Here is an 18,820-nt window from a genome sequence, read left to right as displayed (position 1 = left end):
CTTTGTATTACTTATGAGTAAATTAGATTTTACTAAGTGCTTGTTTTAAATCTGCTTTTAAATCTGCTATGTCTTCAATACCAACAGACAAACGAATTAAATCTCCAGATACACCAGCCGATTCTTGTTCTGCTTCATCTAACTGTTGATGTGTTGTACTTCCAGGATGGATAATTAAAGATTTTGTATCTCCAATATTAGCTAATAATGAAAATAATTTAGTTTCGTCTGCTATTGTTTTCGCAGCATCAAATCCTTTTTTAGCTCCAAAAGTAACAATCCCGCTTTGGCCATTAGGCAAATACTTATCTGCTAAAGCTTTGTATTTACTACTTTTTAAACCTGGATAATTAACCCATGCAACTTCATCTTGCTGTTCTAACCATTTCGCTATTTCTAAAGCATTTTCAGAATGTTTTTTAATTCTAATAGGTAAAGTTTCTAAACCTTGGATAATATTAAATGCATTTGTTGGACTTAAAGCACCGCCTAAATCACGTAATCCTTCTAAAATCAATTTAAAGGTATAAGCTGCTGCACCCAATGCTTCATTATAAACTAAGCCGTGGTAACCAGCAGATGGTTCTGTAAATTCTGGAAACTTTCCGTTTGCCCAATTAAATGTACCACCGTCAATAATAGCTCCACCTATAGAAGTTCCTTGACCACCAATATATTTTGTTAAAGAATGAATAACAATATTAGCACCATGATTTAAAGGATTTAATAATGCCGGAGTAGCTACTGTATTATCAACAATAAAAGGTACTCCTGCAGCTTTTGAATGAATAGAAATGGCTTCTAAATCTAACACATCTAATTTTGGGTTTCCCAATGATTCTACAAAAAATGCTCTTGTATTATCTTGAACGGCTCCTGCAAAATTATCAGGATTATCAGCATCAACAAATGTCGTTGTAATACCAAATCTTGGCAAAGTAACTTTTAAAAGATTATAAGTTCCGCCATACAAACTGCTAGAGGCTACAATATGGTCGCCGGCTTTTAATAATGTAAGTAATCCTGTGGAAATAGCAGATGTACCAGATGCAAAAACAACAGCACCAATTCCGCCTTCAACTGCTGCTAAACGGTCTTGTAAAATTTGGTTTGTTGGGTTATTTAAACGCGTATATATAAAACCTAATTCTTGTAATGAAAATAAGTTTGCTGCATGATCTGAATTGTTAAAAACATAGGATGTTGTCTGATAAATTGGTACTGCTCTAGTCCCTAAAGTGGTTGTAACATCATGTCCTGCATGTAATGCATTTGTTGCTAATTTTGGTATGCTCATTTTTCTAAATTTAATTCATTAATAAATCAAGCCAAATATGCTTTTATAGAAAAATGTTAAAAAGAAATTTAAAAATTACTGAAAGTAATTTTCTTAAGTTATCTATCCGTTATGGGTAGAATTTAGCACCTTCTTTACGGGTAAAGGGTTGCTAAGGCTTCAACGGGTCTAATCCCTCCGCCTTTCTTGATAACATCTCAATAAGTTATTGAACTTGTGAATACAAATATTCAGTTAGAAAAAGTTAATATCCAAATTTTTTAGTGACTATTTTATTTTTTAATTGAATCTTCATTAAATTTTCTTCTAATTATTTGCCCTATAGGTTTATTCTCAATTTTCGATTCTAACCATGAAATAATATCTAGATACAAGAAAGCGCGACTTTGGTATGGATCATTCTCGAACTCTTTTAACTTATTAAGTAGTTTAATAAATTCGCCTTTTACTTCATGCGGATAAATATCACCTAAACCTCTTAAAAACTTAATAAACTCTTTCTGAACCTCATATAAATCTTCCATTTTAATTAAAAACTTATATGTGCTTCTTATTAAAACATCTAAATTATAATCTAATCCCGCTTCATAATGAGCTACAAGATTTAATATTCTTGAAAAGCAGAGTAAATCCTCTCGCATTTGAAGCGATTTATTACTTATAATTTTATCAAGATAAATAATACACTTTTTAGTTTCTCCAGCACCAAAATACATACTAGCTATTTTATAATAAAATACCATAATATGATGCTCATCTATACGATTTTTAAAACCTTTTAGTTGCTCTAATACTTCATCAATTAACGGTATACCTTCATTAAAACTACCTTCAATAAAATGTAAATTGAATTTATTATTGTAGATATATAAAAAAGCTAAACTAGCATTATTATCGTCTAATGGAAACCACTTTTCTCTGGTTACTTCTTCTAAATTCTTAAGTGTATCTTGAAATTTTTCATACTGACGCAAGTAAAACAAGGCCTCTAACAAATAATGATTTCCTCTTAAGAAAAAAACAGGATTTAAAACTATCATGTTCTTATTCTTGTAAAACAAATCTACCCACTTTGATGCGTACTTATAACATGACAAAAAATCTACTGTTAAAAAACTGTACCATAAATAGGATTTGTAAAGCCAAAGTTTTTCGCGGAATCCTAATTCATTAATATCGTATTTGGGTAACCTGTCATTGAAATAATTAGTAATAACTTGATGCTCTTCATCATTTTTAACATATCCTGTTTTTAAAAATAAACCATACAGCTGTAGAGACAAGTTTGATAGTTTACTTGCCAATACATTTTGTAGACTAAACTCTTTGGCTTGAATAGTTAATTCGTCGGCGCGATTACTAATACTTCTTGTAATGTATTGCGATTCTATAACTTTTTCAAGCTCAACAATCTCATACGCTACATTTTTCTCTTCATTTGCAACTGCCAAATTCTTGGCCTTATCTAATATTTTTAAACTTTGTTTGTAAAGCCCTTTATGGTATAGAATAGTTGCAAAATCAAGCTGCTCACGAATCTGAATTCGAATGTTTTGGTGAGACGGATTTAGACGCAAGCTTATAAGAATTTGTTTATAGAGATGTGCTTTTAAATTAGACAATTGCTGTTTTTTAACAATCCCTTTTTTTAAAATAATCGCTTCATCGTAAACTTTTAGTTTATCAAGGATATTAAAAAGTAATAAGAATTTTGAGTCTTCATTTACTCCCAATCGACCAACATACAGCTTAAACTGTCTTTTCTCCGATTTAGAAAGCGATTTAACCAGTACAAATAAATTATCTTTTTGCTCTCTTGTCATAGTCACAAAAACTCTATTAATAAATTGATATTCAATTGATTAAACATAAAACAAACAAGTTAAACATCGTAAAAAGGATTAATGGAGTAGCGTCATTTACCAAACCAAAATATACATTCGTATAAGAATACGAAAATATATTTTAATAAATGTCTAATAGTAACGTACAAATTTTCGATACAACGCTTCGCGATGGCGAGCAGGTCCCAGGTTGTAAACTTAACACTGAGCAAAAATTAGTTATAGCCGAACAGCTTGACAGTCTAGGTGTTAATATAATTGAAGCCGGTTTTCCTGTTTCTAGTCCAGGTGATTTTAAATCGGTTGAAGAAATTTCAAAAATTGTTAAAAATGCAACAGTTTGTGGTTTAACCCGTTCTGTTGAAAACGACATAAAAGTTGCTGCCGAAGCTTTAAAATATGCTAAAATACCAAGAATTCATACTGGTATTGGCACATCTGAATCACATATAAAACATAAATTCAAATCAACTCAAGAAGCTATTATTGAACGTGCTGTTAAAGCCGTGAGTTATGCTAAATCTTTTGTTGAAGATGTTGAGTTTTACGCTGAAGATGCTGGTAGAACAGACAACGAATATTTAGCTCGTGTATGTGAAGCAGTCATTAAAGCAGGAGCTACGGTTTTAAACATTCCAGATACTACAGGTTATTGCTTACCTCACGAATATGGGGCTAAGATTAAGTACCTAAAAGAAAACGTAAAAGGTATTGAAAAGGCGATTATTTCTTGCCACTGCCACAACGATTTAGGTTTGGCGACAGCCAATTCCATTGAAGGTGTAATTAACGGCGCAAGACAAATAGAATGTACTATAAATGGTATTGGAGAACGTGCTGGTAACACGGCTCTTGAAGAAGTTGTTATGATATTAAAACAACATCCTTACTTAGACCTAGACACGAGTATTCAAACCGAAATGCTTTATGGTATTAGCCAATTAGTGTCCGATAGCATGGGTATTTACACGCAACCTAACAAAGCGATTGTTGGCGCTAATGCGTTTGCACACAGTTCTGGTATTCATCAAGATGGTGTCATAAAAAATCGTGAAACATACGAGATAATAGACCCAAAAGATGTTGGTGTAACTGAATCTGCTATAGTATTAACAGCACGTAGTGGTAGAGCTGCATTAGCATATAGAGCAAAAAATGTTGGATACGAATTAACGAAACTTCAGTTAGACGAAATCTATACCAATTTCTTAGATTTTGCAGATAAGAAAAAAGAAGTTGACGATTCAGATATTCATCAAATAATAGAAAATAGCAAAGTATATAACGAAATTGTAGCGTCTTAATTGATAGATTCCCACCTTCATGGGAATGATAAAAAAGTTAAATTGATGAAATTAAATATTGCCGTTTTACCAGGCGATGGTATTGGTCCAGAAGTTACAGCACAAGCCGTTAAGGTTTTAAAGGCTATTGCTACGGAGTTTGACCATGTATTTACGTTCAAAACTGCTCTGGTTGGTGCTTCCGCTATCGATAAAACTGGGAACCCTTTACCTCAAGAAACTATAAACACTTGTAAAAAAGCAGATGCTATTTTATTTGGAGCTATTGGCAATACCAAATACGACATTGATCCTAATACAAAAATTCGTCCAGAACAAGGGCTTTTAGGACTTCGCAAAGAACTTGGTTTATTTGCTAATATTCGTCCTGTGATTGCCTATGAAGATATTTTAAACAAATCATCTTTAAAGAAAAAGCAGATAAAAGACACCAACATACTTATTTACAGAGAACTTACTGGAGGTATTTATTTCGGAAAAAGAACACTAAGTGAAGATGGTAATACGGCATCCGATACTTGCGAATATAGCAGGTTCGAAATAGAGCGGATTGCCCATTTAGCATTTAAAGCAGCACAAACTAGAAAGCGCAAACTAACTTTAGTGGATAAAGCCAATGTTTTAGAAAGCTCTAGACTTTGGCGCAGAATAATACAAGAAATATCACCACAATATCCAAATGTAAAATTACATTACATGTATATTGATAATGCTGCCATGGAGCTTATTATTAGCCCTAGACAGTTTGATGTTATATTAACCGAAAACATGTTTGGCGATATACTATCAGAAGAAGCTAGCGTTATTGTAGGTTCTATTGGCTTACTAGCATCAGCATCACATGGCGATAAATATGCCATGTTCGAGCCCATTCACGGTGCCTATACAAAAGCAGCCAACAAAGGTATTGCGAACCCAATTGCTTCCATTTTATCGGCAGCGATGTTGTTAGACCATTTTGGATTAGACGATGAAGCGGCACTTATTAGAAAGGCAGTAGACAAATCGTTGAAACTTCAAATTACCACACCAGATTTAAATACTAAATACGACAATATTTCAACCACTAAAGTGGGCGATTTTATTGAAGATTATATAAATAACCCAGAAGAAACAAATTTGAATTTTACAAATATACATTTAGGACAGTCCACGATTATTTAATTATTTTGAGTTAGTCACCAAGCATATTAAACTAAACTATTGGATTCCTAATAAAAGCGCATTTAACCGATGCGCTTTTTTCATTCTTATTATTTGGACGCCTGCCTGCCGGCAGGCAGGTTACAACACCCTTAAACTCCGCTCAGGGCAGTTGGTCGGGCTTTACATTACAATCTTTTTGCTTGTCCTTCACAAAAATGATGTTCATTGCGATGCCTAACGTGGAATTTGAGGTTCGTTTAATGCTAAGATAAGGTTCTGTTTTAATAAACTTTATCGGTAGCTAAACGAAGGTCTCAGAAAAGATTTACAAAGTCAAATAAATTCCTACTTAGGAAACTTTGCCTTAATCTTATCTAAACACAAATTATGAATACTCCCAACATGGGTATGTTGTTTAGACGTATCCGGTACATAAGTGCCATCTTGTACTTGTCCGCCAATTTTTTGGTAAGCTTCTCTAAAACTTTGTCCCTCTACAACCAGCGTATTAATATTATCTACAGTAAATAGATACTTGTATTTATCGTCGTTTATATCAATATCCTTAACAATAATTTGCTGGATGGAGTAATTAAAAATATCTAGAATGTCTTTTAACTCTTCAAAAGCTGCAATCATGTTTTCTTTTAACAACTGAAAATCTCTGTGGTAACCACTAGGCAAATTATTAGTTATTAAAATCATTTCGCTTTGTAAGGCTTGTATTTTATTACACTTACCACGAATGAGTTCAAAAACATCTGGATTCTTTTTGTGTGGCATGATGCTACTTCCTGTAGTTAACTCATCTGGGAAAGAAATAAACCCAAAATTCTGGCTCATATACAAGCATACATCCATTGCAAAACGTGCCATCGTATTACTTAATCCGCCCAACGCAGCTGCAATAGTTCGCTCGTTTTTACCCCGCCCCATTTGAGCCGCAACCACATTATATTTTAAAGTAGCAAAGTTCATTTCTTTGGTAGTAAGTTCTCTATCTATTGGGAATGAACTACCATAACCAGCCGCAGAGCCTAAGGGGTTTTGATCCACTGTTTTTATAGCCGCATTTAATAAATAAACATCATCAATCATGAGTTCTGCATAGGCAGAAAACCATAATCCGAATGAGGATGGCATAGCCACTTGTAAATGTGTGTAACCAGGAAGTACTTTATTTTTATAAGTTTCGGCTAAGTCTAAAAGTGTATTAAAAAGCATTTCTGTTTTTTCTTTAACTTCTCCTAAATTCTCTTTGTAATACAAATTAAGTGCTACTAAAACCTGATCGTTTCTAGATCTTGCTGTATGAATCTTTTTCCCAACTTCGCCTAAAGATTTTGTTAGTTCGAACTCAATTTTGGAATGTACATCTTCAAACTGTGCATCAATAATAAAACCACCTTCCTCTATTTGTTTTTCTAAAACTTGTAATCCACTTAACAATTCTACTAATTCTTCAACGGTAATAATACCGATCTTCTGAAGCATTTTTGCATGCGCTTTAGATGCAATAACATCGTACTTTGCTATATGAATATCAATCTCTCTATCGTTTCCAACAGTAAATTGTTCTATCTTTTTATCTATTGATATGCCTTTCTCCCAGAGTTTCATAAATAATACTTTTTTTATTTCCATGTAGATGGAAATCTCTTGTTTATTCTATACTAATATTTTACAGATTCCCGCCTTCGCGGGAATGACAAAATTATTGAACAATAACTCGTTTCAACAATTCAACATATATCTTAATGCCTTCTTCTATTTCGTTTACATAAATAAATTCGTCTGCTGAATGCGATCGGGTGCTATCTCCAGGGCCTAGTTTTAAACTTGGACAGGACAATACCGCTTGGTCAGATAATGTTGGCGACCCGTAGGTTGTTCTACCTATTTCGATTCCTGCTTTCACCAATTCGTGATCTGTTGGAATTGACGACGAATTAAGCCGTAAACTACGTGGTGTAATACTTGAAACTGGCGCTTCTTTTTTTAAAATTTCTGCTATTTCAGTATTACTATAAGCATCATTCACGCGAACATCAATTACTAATTCTAAATCGGCAGGCACTGCATTATGCTGTTTGCCCGCTTTTATTTGAGTGACTGTTAGTTTTACATCACCTAAAGCTTTTGATCCTTTTTCGAATTTAAAATCTTTAAACCAATTTAAAACAGCAATCGTATTGTAAATAACATTGTCGTTATTTGGATGCGCTGCATGACTCGGTGTTCCTGTTACTATGGCATCAAAAACTACGAGACCTTTTTCAGCTACTGCTAAATTCATTAACGTTGGCTCTCCAATAATAGCCACAGCGACTTCAGGAATTATAGACAACATACTATTTAGCCCATCGGGACCACTGCTTTCTTCTTCCGCTGAAGCGACAATAACGATGTTATATTTTAAATTTTCGTGATTATAATAATATGTGAACGTCGCAATTAAAGACACCAAACAACCTCCGGCGTCGTTACTCCCTAGTCCGAATAATTTACCATCTTCTACAATAGCTTTAAATGGATCTTTAGTATATGCTGAATTTGGTTTTACGGTATCATGATGTGAGTTTAGCAATAATGTTGGCTTAGTCTCGTCAAAATATTTATTGATAGCCCATACGTTATTTTTAGTTCGTGTATACACCATATCGTAACTCTTAAACCAATCTTCAATATGCGATGCGGTAACATCTTCTTCAGAAGAAAAAGACTGTGTTTCTATTAGCCTTTTTAAAAGTGCAATGGCATCGCTTGTTAATTTCTCTAGTACCATTTACAAGCTTATTTTTGTGAAATTATCGTTTTCTTGGGTTAACATAGAGGTATTCCCCATATTTATTGCATTAACGCCATTTCTTAACGCATCAAAACAATTTTCTAGCTTGGGCAACATTCCATCTGCAATGATGCCTTTATCTAACAAATCTTTATAAATATTAGAATCTATATGCTTTAAAACAGAATTTTTATCATTGATATCTTTTAAAACACCATTCAACTCAAAACAATAATAAATTGAGGTTTCATATAATTCGCTCATCCCTATAGCTACTTGCGAAGTAATGGTGTCTGCATTCGTGTTTAATAACTGCCCTTTGCCATCATGAGTAATAGCACAAAATACGGGCGTAAAATTAGCTTGTATTAGTTTATCGATAGAATTATGATCTACTTGTTTTACATCACCAACAAAACCAAAATCAACCTCTTTCACTGGTCTTTTATCCGATTTGATGCTATTCACGTCTGCTCCTGTCAATCCAATAGCATTGATGTTTAGCGCTTGTAGTTTGGCGACTACATTCTTATTAACCAAACCACCATAAACCATAGTAATAACCTCTAAAGTATCTGCATCAGTAATACGTCTGCCATTAATCATTTTAGACTTTATACCTAATTTGGAAGCAATATGTGTCGCTCGTTTTCCTCCACCATGAACTAAAATTTTCTTTCCTTCAAGATTAGAAAATAGATCTAGAAATGCGTTTAAAGATGTTTCATTCTCAATGATATTCCCTCCTATTTTTACTATGGATAGTTTTTCCATTTTATTATTCTATTATTTAGGTTTCGAACTTCGACTGCGCTGCGTGTGACATGCTTATACTCTCAATGCAATGCGATTCTGAAATACTGAAACCAGTTCAACACCAGCAAGTTCAGGCTGATGAAAATTTTATAAATTTTCTAATATTTTCTTCAAAACTAATTGTGCTGCGTATGTTCTATTATTAGCTTGTTCTATAACTAGTGAGCTATCACTATCTAAAACCGCATCTTCAACAACCACATTACGTCTAACTGGTAAACAATGCATAAACTTAGCACTTCCCAACTTCTCTTTAGTAATCATCCAATCGGCATTAATATTCAAAATTTTTCCATATTGCGAATAACTGCTCCAGTTTTTCGTATATACAAAATCGGCGTCTTTAAAAGCCTCCAACTGATTATGGTAAATTGGCGTGTCTCCAGTTATTTGTGGATTCAGATCGTAACCTTCCGGATTTGCAATTACAAAGTTTACATCCATTTTTAGCATAGCCTGCACAAAACTATTTCCCACAGCGTGCGGTAATGCTTTTATATGTGGCGCCCAACTTAAAACAACTTTGGGTTTTGAGGTTTTAGCATGCTCTGATATTGTAAGCGCATCGGTTAAGCCTTGTAATGGATGACCTGTAGCGCTTTCCATATTTACTATTGGCACACTTGCATATTTTGTGAAAGACCTCAACACTTCTTCACTTTCATCTTTCTCCTTATCGGTTAAGGTTGGAAATGCACGAACCGCAATAATATCGCAATATTGAGATACCACTGCTGCAGCTTCTTTTATATGCTCCGCCGTTTTTCCATTCATAGCTGTACCATCGGCGAACTCGATACCCCAGGCATCCCCAGAAACATTCATAACAATAGGATTCATACCTAAATTTAAGGCTGCCTTTTGTGTACTCAGACGGGTTCTTAAGCTAGAATTGAAAAACAATAACCCTAATGTTTTATTTTTTCCTAATGCACTATTCTGAAGTGGATTAGATTTTAATTGCTTCGCCTCTTCAATCCACGTATTAATATTGTCGATATTTTGTATAGATGTATAGTTCTTCATCTCTTTTTATTATCTATTAAATTTAGATGCTGAAATAAATTCAGCATAACCTTTCAGGTTACTTTATTTTTGTAAACGGTACTTTATTTTCAAAAGCATTTACAACAAAATTATCTTTTAATCCATTTACAATCCATGTTTCTATTTCTGCTTTTTTAGTAACGGTAGCCGCTTCTATTTTGGATTTCATACCACCACTGCCATGAGACGATTTAGAACCGACTACTTGCTTTTTCAATTCGTCAAAGTCCAATACCTCTTCAATGGTTTTTGGTTTGTTGTTCTCAATCGATTCTTTAGTGTAAATTCCATTGGTATTGGTTGCAATTATAAACAAATCAACACCTAAAAGAGACGCCGTTAAAGCACCTAGTTTATCATTATCACCAAATTGAATTTCGTCTGTAGCAACCGTATCATTTTCATTTATTATTGGAATATAATTATTGTTTACCAAAACATTAATGGTATTCATGATATTGGTTCTACTTTGCTCTTTCTCGAAATCTGAGTACGATAACAAGCATTGCGAACTCAACAATCCATATTCTCTAAAAATTTCTTGATAAATACGAATTAGATGCGGTTGACCAATAGATGCTAAGGCTTGTTTTACAAAAATATCTTTACGTTTACTTTCTAACTTTACAAACTGCTTTGCCACAGCAATAGCCCCAGAACTTACTATGATAAATTCGCAAGTATCTTGTAATTGCGAAATTTGACTAGCAATATCCTCAATTTTTCCTCTAGAGATATTATCTGTTTCTTTTGTTAGGGTATTAGACCCTATTTTAAGTAATATACGCTTCTTTTTTTGCATGCTATCTTATTTGCCCGTTGCCGTGAACATACCATTTATTTGTTACCAAATGCTGTAAACCTATTGGCCCCCGCTGATGTAATTTATCAGTACTTATTGCTAACTCACCACCTAAACCTAATTGCCCACCATCTGTAAAACGAGTAGATGCATTATGATATACTGCAGCAGTATCAACATTTTCCATAAACAATTTTGCTTCGGATTCATTGGTAGTTATAATTGAAGATGAATGACCGCCAGAGTACTTATTTATCATAGCGATAGTCTCTTGATTAGATGCAATTTCTCCAATTAAGATCTTGTAATCTAAAAACTCTTCGTACCAAATATCATCAGACTTAATAGCTACTAAGCCATTATTTTTTGAAATGGTTTCATCTCCTAAAACTTCTATTTTCAAATCTTTTAACTTTGAAATTAGTGTTTTTACAAACTCGCTTTTGTTTGGAAGATTCTCATCAATTAGAACCTTATCTACTGCATTACATGCCGATATTTTCGACTTACCATTCATAATAACATCTATAGCAATATCTAAATCCGCTTCTTGATGAACATACACAAAATTATTGCCACGACCACTAATAATTACAGGGCAAGTCGCGTGTTCTTTCACAAAAGCAATTAATCTTTCTCCACCACGGGGTACAATTAAATCTACTTTCTGAGTTGGTTTTTCTAGAAAAGACTGTGTTTCGGTTCTATTGAACTGCAAGTATTCAACCCAGTTTGTTGATGCTCCATATTCTTGCAAGGCTTGATGCCATAATTCAACAATTTTCAAATTTGAACGTAACGATTCTTTTCCCCCTTTTAATAAAATTTTATTACCTGATTTAAAAGCTATTCCAGCAGCTTCAACGGTTACATCTGGTCGTGACTCATAAATAATCAAAACAGTTCCAAATGATGCTGTTTTATTATAAACCTGCATTCCATTATCGTGTTTAAAACTAAAGCGTTCAACTCCCACTGGGTCTTCTTGAGACGCTAAATGCTTAGCCGCGTTAATCATTTCATCTACTTTAGCATCGTCAACCTTTAAGCGATCGAACATTGATATATCATCGCCTTCGTAAGCCTCAAGATCTTCCTTATTAATTGAAATAATAGACTCTCTTTCTTGCTCCAAAAGTTGAGCCATTTTAAGTAAAACAGCGTTTCTAATCTCTATGGATAATAAGGTATTCATTTTATAAAACTTTCTTCAATGCATCAAAAAATTGATCGACGTGTTCTTTTTTAATATTAAGAGGTGGTAAAATTCTTAGCAACTTTTTATTCGATGCGCCTCCAGTGAAAATGTGATGTTTATAGATTAATTCTTTGCGTAAATCGCCAATTTCAAAATCAAATTCAAGACCTAACATTAAGCCGCGTCCTTTAATATTTTTTATCTGCGGAATCGTTTTAGCTATTGAAATGAAATATGCAGATATCACATTTACATTGTCTATTAAATTTTCATCTTCAATGGTATTTAAAACTGCTAATCCAGCTGCACACGCCAAATGATTACCACCAAACGTAGTACCTAACATGCCGTATTTAGATTCTATATCTGGATGAATTAAAATACCGCCTATGGGGAAACCATTACCCATTCCTTTTGCTATGGAAATAATATCTGGTGTTACGTCATAATGCTGAAAGGCAAAGAATTTACCTGAACGTCCATAACCCGATTGGACCTCATCGGCAATAAACATGGTATTATTAGCTTTACACAATTTATTAACTTCTTCAAAGAACTCTGCTGTTGCTTGATCTAATCCACCCACACCTTGGATAAATTCAACAATAACCGCACATACATCGTCTTTTTCTAATTCAGTCTTAACACCTTCAATGTCATTTAAAGGTAGTATAGAAACTGCTTGTTGAGCATTAATAGGCGCAATAATATTTTTATTATCGGTAGCAGCAACAGCAGCCGAAGTACGCCCATGAAATCCATTTTTAAAAGCAACAACTCTAGCTTTCCCTGTTTTGAATGAGGCTAATTTTAAAGCATTTTCATTGGCTTCGGCACCTGAGTTACATAAAAATAACTCGTAGTCTTTGCACCCAGAAAGCGCTTCAATTTTATCTGCTAATTGTTTCTGTAGGGGATTCTGAATGGCATTCGAATAAAACCCAAGTTTTGAAACCTGACTAGTAACAGCCTTGATATAATTTGGATGCGCATGCCCAATTGAAATAACAGCATGACCGCCATAAAGGTCTAAATATTCTGTTCCATTTTCATCATATACATGAATTCCCTTAGCCGAAACTGGAGTTACATTGTACAATGGATAAACGTCAAATAATGGCATTTTAATTCTTTTTAATTTGATTTATTTTTTCAAAAGAAGCTACAATACCTTGTATTAAAGCAGAGCTTAACCCTTGGTGCTCCATGGCATTTAATCCTTCAATAGTACATCCACTAGGTGTTGTAACTCGATCGATTTCTTGCTCCGGATGTCTACCAGATTCAATTAACAAACTAGCTGAGCCATAGCAAGTTTGTGTTGCTAATTCGTGTGCTTGTTCGGCTTCAAACCCTAATTGAATTGCGCCTTGCGTTGTTGCTCGTACTAAACGCATCCAAAAAGCAATACCACTAGCGCATATAACCGTAGCAGCTTGTATTTGTTCTTCTGGAATTACCATGGTAGTCCCTAACTGATTAAAGATCTTCATAGCTAATTCAATTTTACTTTGACCTTGCTTGTTAGCCGATAGACAGGTCATTGATTTTCCAATTGAAATAGCTGTATTAGGCATTACCCTAATAATATTCTTATCATCGCCAATAATACTTTCTATTCTAGAAATCTCGAATCCAGCAGCAACAGACATGACAATATGGTCTTTGGTAATACTCGAGGAAACATTTTCTAAAACTTTATCTATATGGCGAGGTTGCAAAGCGAAAATCAATATATCAGATTCTTTTACTGCTAATTCGTTATCGTTTGTTACAGTAACATAATCTTCATTGCTGAACTCATTAACTGCAGCCATGTTTTTATCGCTTAAATAAAGTGATGTAAACGACTTGTTTTTTATGAGTCCCTTTGCAATTGAACTTCCTAAATTTCCTGTACCTATAATGGCTATTTTCATAATGCTTCTATTTTAATAGTGGATTCATGCCTTCGCAGGTATGACAAAATATTTTAAAAATAAGTTGCTTTTAATTGTAACCCTGTTGTTTCCTCTAAACCAAACATTAAATTCATATTCTGAATAGCTTGACCAGAAGCTCCTTTTAATAAATTATCAATAATACTTGTAATTAATAATTTTCCGTTATGCTTATGTAAATGAATTAAGCACTTGTTAGTATTTACTACTTGTTTTAAATGTAAATTTTCATCTGAAACAAATGTAAAATTAGCATCCTTATAAAAAGACTTGTAAATATCTTTAGCGTCTTCTATTGTTCCTTCAAAATCTGTGTACACTGTTGCAAATATTCCTCTTGAAAAATTCCCTCGATTTGGCATAAATAAAATTTCGGAAGAAAAATTATTCTGTAATTGTTTTACCGACTGATTAATTTCTCCTAAATGCTGATGCGTAAACGGTTTGTAATACGAAAAATTGTTGTCTCTCCAAGTATAATGGGTTGTTGCAGATAATGAAGTCCCAGCACCAGTGGCACCTGTAACGGCATTAACATGCACATCACTATCCAATAAATTGTTCTCTGCTAATGGCAGTAATGCTAACTGAATAGCTGTTGCAAAACAACCAGGATTTGCAATATATTTTGCAGTCTTGATATTTTCTATTTGTAATTCTGGCAAGCCATAAACAAATGTTTTTCCTTTAAAAACTTTATCAGATTCTAATCTAAAGTCATTTCCTAAATCAATAATTTTTGTGTTACTGGAAAATGTATTAGCCGATAAAACCTTAACAGAATTACCATGACCTAAACACAAAAATAACACATCTACATCTGAATTTACAGTATTGGTAAATTCTAAATCTAAAGAACCCACTAAATCTTGATGTATCTTGCTTATTTTGTTTCCAGCATTAGATGTACTAAACACAAAATCGATTTCAGTTTCAGGATGATTAATTAATAATCTAATTAACTCTCCAGCCGTATAACCAGCACCCCCAATAATTCCAACTTTTATCATAATTTAAGAGTTTACTTGTCTATAAATTTTATTTTGATTTCCTAGAATTTTAATAAACCCTTTAGCATCATCAGCTGTCCAAGCTCTGTTTTCCTCTCCGTAACTTCCAAACTTAGCACTCATTAAATCATGCTCTGAGTTAATTCCGTCTAATGAGAAGTGATAAGGTTTCAATGTTACCATAACATCACCCGTTACCATATCTTGACTACTTTGTAAAAAAGCTTCAATGTTACGCATTACAGGATCTAAATATTGTCCTTCATGTAAATGCATACCATAGAAGCTAGATAAATATTCTTTATGTTGTAATTGCCATTTAGTCAAAGTATGTTTTTCTAATAAATGGTGTGCTTTCACGGTAATTAAAGCAGCAGCAGCTTCAAAACCAACACGCCCTTTAATTCCAACAATAGTATCACCCACGTGAATATCTCTACCAATAGCATAAGCTGAAGCAATATCATTTAACTTTTCAATATTCACTTCAGGGACATTTTTTTCACCGTTTAAAGCAACAAACTCACCGCCTTTAAACGTTAAAATAACTTTTTCTTCGCCTTCTTTTTTTAATTGTGACGGATATGCTTCAGTTGGTAGTGGTTTTTCTGATGTCAAAGTTTCTTCTCCACCAACACTTGTTCCCCAAAGCCCTTTATTAACTGAATATTTTGCTTTTTCCCAAGACGCCTCAACACCATTTTCTTTTAGGTAATCAATCTCTTGTTGTCTTGTTAATTTCTGGTCTCTAATTGGCGTAATGATCTTGATATTTGGTGCCAATGTTTGAAAAATCATATCGAAACGAACTTGATCATTTCCTGCTCCAGTACTACCATGAGCAATATACTCAGCATCAATACTTTTAGCGTACTCAATAATTTCAATAGCCTGAATAATACGCTCAGCACTTACAGAAAGCGGATAGCTATTATTTTTTAAGACGTTTCCAAAAATTAAATACTTCACTACTTTTTGGTAAAACGTAGTTACCGCATCAATATTTTTATAAGTTGAAACACCCATTTTATAGGCATTACTTTCAATATGATTAATTTCTTCTAGGGTAAATCCGCCTGTATTTATACTTACCGCATGAACATCATATTCCTTGGATAAACTAACGGCACAATATGATGTGTCTAATCCACCGCTATAGGCAATTACTAATTTTTTCATTACTTTTTATTTTTATCTTTTTTAAGGAACAAGGCCTCTTTTATTCTTTTTAATCTTTTAAATGCTTTTTCTTTAACCTGAGATTTTTCCGCACTTTCAATATTTTTAGGATCAAAAAGCATCCCTGTACACAAGCACATTTTTCTATTGGTACGCGTTAAAACATCATAGTTTTTACAGGTTTGACAGCCATCCCAAAAGGTTTGATCATCTGTTAACTCTGAAAATGTAACAGGTTTATAACCTAAATCGCTATTAAGCTTCATAACCGGTAACCCTGTAGTAATACTAAAAACCTTAGCATCTGGGAATTTATTTCTGGAGTGTTCAAACACTTTATGTTTGATTTTCTTAGCAAGTCCTTTTCCTCGATAATCTGGATGTACAATTAATCCAGAATTCGCAACAAACTTACCATGACCCCATTTTTCTATATAGCAAAATCCTGTAAATTTATTACCATCAAGTGCAATTACTGCATTGCCATTTTTCATTTTATTAGCAATATATTCTGGTGTTCGCTTTGCAATACCAGTTCCTCTAACCATAGCAGATTCGGCAATTGTTTCGCAAATGGCTTTTGCGTATTTAATATGTGATTTATCGGCTATTACAATCTTCATTTTCCTAATTTGATATAATGTTGAATTTTAATTTGTCTTGATTGCTGAACTGGACTCACCTAGTTCAATAAATTGAAACATACCCTTACGGGCGACGAGGAAAACGACGACGCATAATAGAACTATTGTTAATTATTAAATTAACTTTATTTTGAACTGCTATGATGAAAAAATTGAACACTTTTTGAAAAATTAAAATTACGTTTTTGGTTTACTAAGCTAAGTATTAGAAGCGGCGGCGACAGCGCACGGGCAAACCGGGTGTAGTACAACGTATTTTATTTTTAGAATTTTTCATTATGTAAAACTAAAATTTTATTTCAAAATCGCCTAATAATGATATAGTTTTTGAATAAAATTACAGAAATCTCTTTTTAAACGGGTTTTTATTTTAAAATATGTAATCTATTTATGCATTTTCCAAAAAAATGCGCGATGATTATGGCATTTTTATCTTAAAGTTGTTTTAATAGGCAAAACGACTGACTGAGTATTTAACTGCTAATTTTTATTGTTTAATTAATTACTCTAATTTTTATGTTTTTATAGTAAACTGCGTTATCATGATCCTGAAAGCCAATTTTTCCTGGACCTGGGTTAGCAAATTCTGTTAAATCTGAAAATTTACTTTTGGAAATCATATCTTTCCAAACATCCGAATTTAAATCATAGCTTATAACTTTAGTTCCATTTAGCCAATGCTCTATTTTACCCTTGTTTTTAATAATTCGAACCGTATTCCATTTACTTTGTGGTTTTACCCGAATTGGATTCGATGCAATTAAATCGTACAAATCACCTGCACGATGTTTATTTATAAGTCCATCTTTGTGCTTTTGATTATCCATTACTTGCATTTCCGGGCTTGTTTTCCAATTTTCATCATATTTTTTATCTTCTTGAACAGTATAAAAAATGCCGTTGTTTCCAGCTTCTGAAATCTTCCATTCTAGCGCTAATTCAAAATTCTCAAAAGAGTCGTCGGTTACAATATCTTCTCCTCCATCGAAAACCTTGTTGGTCGGACCCAATTCAATTTTACGTCCAGCAACAAAAAATTCAAATCGATCTCTTCCTTCAAAAACAAGCATCCCATTTTTGGCTACCCACTTGCGACCAATTGTTCCTGGCTTATTATATGTATGCCATCCTTTGGTAGTTTTTCCATCAAAAAGAAGTTGCCAACCTTCTTCTTTCTCTAATTTTGAAAGCGTGTTGTCAGGAACAATTTCATCAGCATTATTGGTTTCTTCACCACTCCAGTTTTCTACTGTAAATGCATCTAAATTATTATAACTTGAATCAGGAATTACTTCATATCGCTCGCCGTCTTTCGACCATTCTAAAACTAAATATGGATCCTTCAAAGCAGGATAATATTCGTATTCAAAAATAGTAAAGCCCTTTTCCAAATACGTTTTACTCATATTAATTTCCTTACTATGTACTAGCTCATTAACAACAAGATCTTTGTTGTCAAGTTTTAATTTGATCTTTCCACTATTCGTTAATCTAAAGTAGTAGTTGCCGCTTTCGGGTACTGCAATACTTCCCATTGCAAATAATGCAAAGTCCTTTTTAGAACCCCAAAATTCACTTGAATCCCTCAAATTAATATTCTTCAAAAGGCGAGTTTCTTTCAATACATTGACATCAATTTCATCGAGAATGAGCGAATCCTGCACATCAATAAACACACCTTCATAAAGAGTTTTTGCCTGTTCTTTTAGTTTCTCATTAATTTCAATTTCGGTAGATTGTTTTAGGGCTTGTCTACATGCTATAAAGCCAAGTAAAATAAAGACTATTAATATTTCTTTTTTCAT

At 33.4% G+C, this 18,820-nt stretch carries 16 protein-coding genes and 1 riboswitch; of the genes, 2 read left to right on the top strand and 14 right to left on the bottom strand.

Annotation, left to right across the window (positions count from 1 at the left end):
- Positions 1 to 22: 22 nt before the first annotated feature.
- Both AC2D6V_RS06905 and AC2D6V_RS06900 read right to left on the bottom strand, forming a co-directional pair.
- The gene (locus AC2D6V_RS06905) at positions 23 to 1,297 is read right to left on the bottom strand and encodes an O-acetylhomoserine aminocarboxypropyltransferase/cysteine synthase family protein (RefSeq protein WP_484647317.1); all 1,275 of its coding nucleotides are present in this window, start codon (positions 1,295 to 1,297) and stop codon (positions 23 to 25) included.
- Positions 1,298 to 1,392: 95 nt separating this feature from the next.
- A riboswitch (SAM riboswitch) is annotated at positions 1,393 to 1,493 on the bottom strand.
- Positions 1,494 to 1,569: 76 nt separating this feature from the next.
- Positions 1,570 to 3,120: a hypothetical protein gene (locus tag AC2D6V_RS06900; protein WP_484647316.1), complete on the bottom strand. Its 1,551-nt coding sequence runs from the start codon at positions 3,118 to 3,120 to the stop codon at positions 1,570 to 1,572.
- A 149-nt stretch (positions 3,121 to 3,269) separates the two neighbouring features.
- Here AC2D6V_RS06900 and AC2D6V_RS06895 point away from each other — a divergent pair, with 149 nt between their 5' ends.
- The gene (locus AC2D6V_RS06895; RefSeq protein WP_484647315.1) at positions 3,270 to 4,445 is read left to right on the top strand and encodes a 2-isopropylmalate synthase; all 1,176 of its coding nucleotides are present in this window, start codon (positions 3,270 to 3,272) and stop codon (positions 4,443 to 4,445) included.
- A 45-nt stretch (positions 4,446 to 4,490) separates the two neighbouring features.
- The gene (leuB, locus tag AC2D6V_RS06890; protein ID WP_484647314.1) at positions 4,491 to 5,609 is read left to right on the top strand and encodes a 3-isopropylmalate dehydrogenase; all 1,119 of its coding nucleotides are present in this window, start codon (positions 4,491 to 4,493) and stop codon (positions 5,607 to 5,609) included.
- Positions 5,610 to 5,936: 327 nt separating this feature from the next.
- Here the strand turns inward: leuB and argH are convergent, their stop codons facing one another.
- The 12 genes from argH to AC2D6V_RS06830 all read right to left on the bottom strand — a co-directional run bounded on the left by argH (position 5,937) and on the right by AC2D6V_RS06830 (position 18,820).
- A complete protein-coding gene (gene argH, locus AC2D6V_RS06885) occupies positions 5,937 to 7,211 on the bottom strand; it encodes an argininosuccinate lyase (RefSeq protein WP_484647313.1) in 1,275 nt (424 codons plus the stop codon).
- A gap of 94 nt (positions 7,212 to 7,305) precedes the next feature.
- Complete coding sequence (locus AC2D6V_RS06880; RefSeq protein WP_484647312.1) at positions 7,306 to 8,376, bottom strand: M20 family metallo-hydrolase; 1,071 nt, start codon at positions 8,374 to 8,376, stop codon at positions 7,306 to 7,308.
- Positions 8,377 to 9,153, bottom strand: coding sequence for an acetylglutamate kinase (argB, locus tag AC2D6V_RS06875; RefSeq protein ID WP_484647311.1), 777 nt, complete (start codon positions 9,151 to 9,153; stop codon positions 8,377 to 8,379).
- Between the two features lie 129 nt (positions 9,154 to 9,282).
- The gene (locus AC2D6V_RS06870) at positions 9,283 to 10,221 is read right to left on the bottom strand and encodes an N-acetylornithine carbamoyltransferase (protein WP_484647310.1); all 939 of its coding nucleotides are present in this window, start codon (positions 10,219 to 10,221) and stop codon (positions 9,283 to 9,285) included.
- Positions 10,222 to 10,279: 58 nt separating this feature from the next.
- Positions 10,280 to 11,044: a glutamate 5-kinase gene (proB, locus tag AC2D6V_RS06865; protein ID WP_484647309.1), complete on the bottom strand. Its 765-nt coding sequence runs from the start codon at positions 11,042 to 11,044 to the stop codon at positions 10,280 to 10,282.
- 1 nt (position 11,045) lies between these two features.
- Positions 11,046 to 12,239 carry a glutamate-5-semialdehyde dehydrogenase gene (locus tag AC2D6V_RS06860; RefSeq protein WP_484647308.1) on the bottom strand — a complete coding sequence of 398 codons (1,194 nt, stop codon included), beginning with the start codon at positions 12,237 to 12,239 and terminating at the stop codon, positions 11,046 to 11,048.
- Position 12,240: 1 nt separating this feature from the next.
- On the bottom strand, positions 12,241 to 13,365 hold the full coding sequence (locus tag AC2D6V_RS06855) for an aspartate aminotransferase family protein (protein ID WP_484647307.1): 1,125 nt from the start codon (positions 13,363 to 13,365) through the stop codon (positions 12,241 to 12,243).
- 1 nt (position 13,366) lies between these two features.
- Positions 13,367 to 14,161, bottom strand: a complete 795-nt coding sequence (gene proC / locus AC2D6V_RS06850) for a pyrroline-5-carboxylate reductase (protein WP_484647306.1) — start codon at positions 14,159 to 14,161, stop codon at positions 13,367 to 13,369.
- A 53-nt stretch (positions 14,162 to 14,214) separates the two neighbouring features.
- Complete coding sequence (gene argC, locus AC2D6V_RS06845) at positions 14,215 to 15,192, bottom strand: N-acetyl-gamma-glutamyl-phosphate reductase (protein ID WP_484647305.1); 978 nt, start codon at positions 15,190 to 15,192, stop codon at positions 14,215 to 14,217.
- Positions 15,193 to 15,195: 3 nt separating this feature from the next.
- Positions 15,196 to 16,371, bottom strand: a complete 1,176-nt coding sequence (locus AC2D6V_RS06840) for an argininosuccinate synthase (protein ID WP_484647304.1) — start codon at positions 16,369 to 16,371, stop codon at positions 15,196 to 15,198.
- Positions 16,371 to 16,994, bottom strand: a complete 624-nt coding sequence (locus AC2D6V_RS06835; protein WP_484647303.1) for a GNAT family N-acetyltransferase — start codon at positions 16,992 to 16,994, stop codon at positions 16,371 to 16,373. Before AC2D6V_RS06835 ends, AC2D6V_RS06840 begins: the two co-directional genes overlap by 1 nt.
- Positions 16,995 to 17,509: 515 nt before the next feature.
- Entirely contained in the window at positions 17,510 to 18,820 is a 1,311-nt protein-coding gene (locus tag AC2D6V_RS06830) for a 3-keto-alpha-glucoside-1,2-lyase-like domain-containing protein (RefSeq protein ID WP_484647302.1), read from the bottom strand.

The sequence above is a fragment of the Algibacter sp. YIN40 genome (assembly GCF_057219435.1).
Note: the sequence above shows the minus strand (reverse complement) of the source record. Positions and strands in the feature narration are given on the sequence as shown.

Excerpts from the sequence above, each read along its gene's own strand:
- AC2D6V_RS06905 (WP_484647317.1), bottom strand. The coding sequence starts at position 1,297 with ATGAGCATACCAAAATTAGCAACAAATGCATTACATGCAGGACATGAT.
- AC2D6V_RS06900 (WP_484647316.1), bottom strand. The coding sequence starts at position 3,120 with ATGACAAGAGAGCAAAAAGATAATTTATTTGTACTGGTTAAATCGCTT.
- AC2D6V_RS06895 (WP_484647315.1), top strand. The coding sequence starts at position 3,270 with ATGTCTAATAGTAACGTACAAATTTTCGATACAACGCTTCGCGATGGC.
- leuB (WP_484647314.1), top strand. The coding sequence starts at position 4,491 with ATGAAATTAAATATTGCCGTTTTACCAGGCGATGGTATTGGTCCAGAA.
- argH (WP_484647313.1), bottom strand. The coding sequence starts at position 7,211 with ATGAAACTCTGGGAGAAAGGCATATCAATAGATAAAAAGATAGAACAA.
- AC2D6V_RS06880 (WP_484647312.1), bottom strand. The coding sequence starts at position 8,376 with ATGGTACTAGAGAAATTAACAAGCGATGCCATTGCACTTTTAAAAAGG.
- argB (WP_484647311.1), bottom strand. The coding sequence starts at position 9,153 with ATGGAAAAACTATCCATAGTAAAAATAGGAGGGAATATCATTGAGAAT.
- AC2D6V_RS06870 (WP_484647310.1), bottom strand. The coding sequence starts at position 10,221 with ATGAAGAACTATACATCTATACAAAATATCGACAATATTAATACGTGG.
- proB (WP_484647309.1), bottom strand. The coding sequence starts at position 11,044 with ATGCAAAAAAAGAAGCGTATATTACTTAAAATAGGGTCTAATACCCTA.
- AC2D6V_RS06860 (WP_484647308.1), bottom strand. The coding sequence starts at position 12,239 with ATGAATACCTTATTATCCATAGAGATTAGAAACGCTGTTTTACTTAAA.
- AC2D6V_RS06855 (WP_484647307.1), bottom strand. The coding sequence starts at position 13,365 with ATGCCATTATTTGACGTTTATCCATTGTACAATGTAACTCCAGTTTCG.
- proC (WP_484647306.1), bottom strand. The coding sequence starts at position 14,161 with ATGAAAATAGCCATTATAGGTACAGGAAATTTAGGAAGTTCAATTGCA.
- argC (WP_484647305.1), bottom strand. The coding sequence starts at position 15,192 with ATGATAAAAGTTGGAATTATTGGGGGTGCTGGTTATACGGCTGGAGAG.
- AC2D6V_RS06840 (WP_484647304.1), bottom strand. The coding sequence starts at position 16,371 with ATGAAAAAATTAGTAATTGCCTATAGCGGTGGATTAGACACATCATAT.
- AC2D6V_RS06835 (WP_484647303.1), bottom strand. The coding sequence starts at position 16,994 with ATGAAGATTGTAATAGCCGATAAATCACATATTAAATACGCAAAAGCC.
- AC2D6V_RS06830 (WP_484647302.1), bottom strand. The coding sequence starts at position 18,820 with ATGAAAAAAGAAATATTAATAGTCTTTATTTTACTTGGCTTTATAGCA.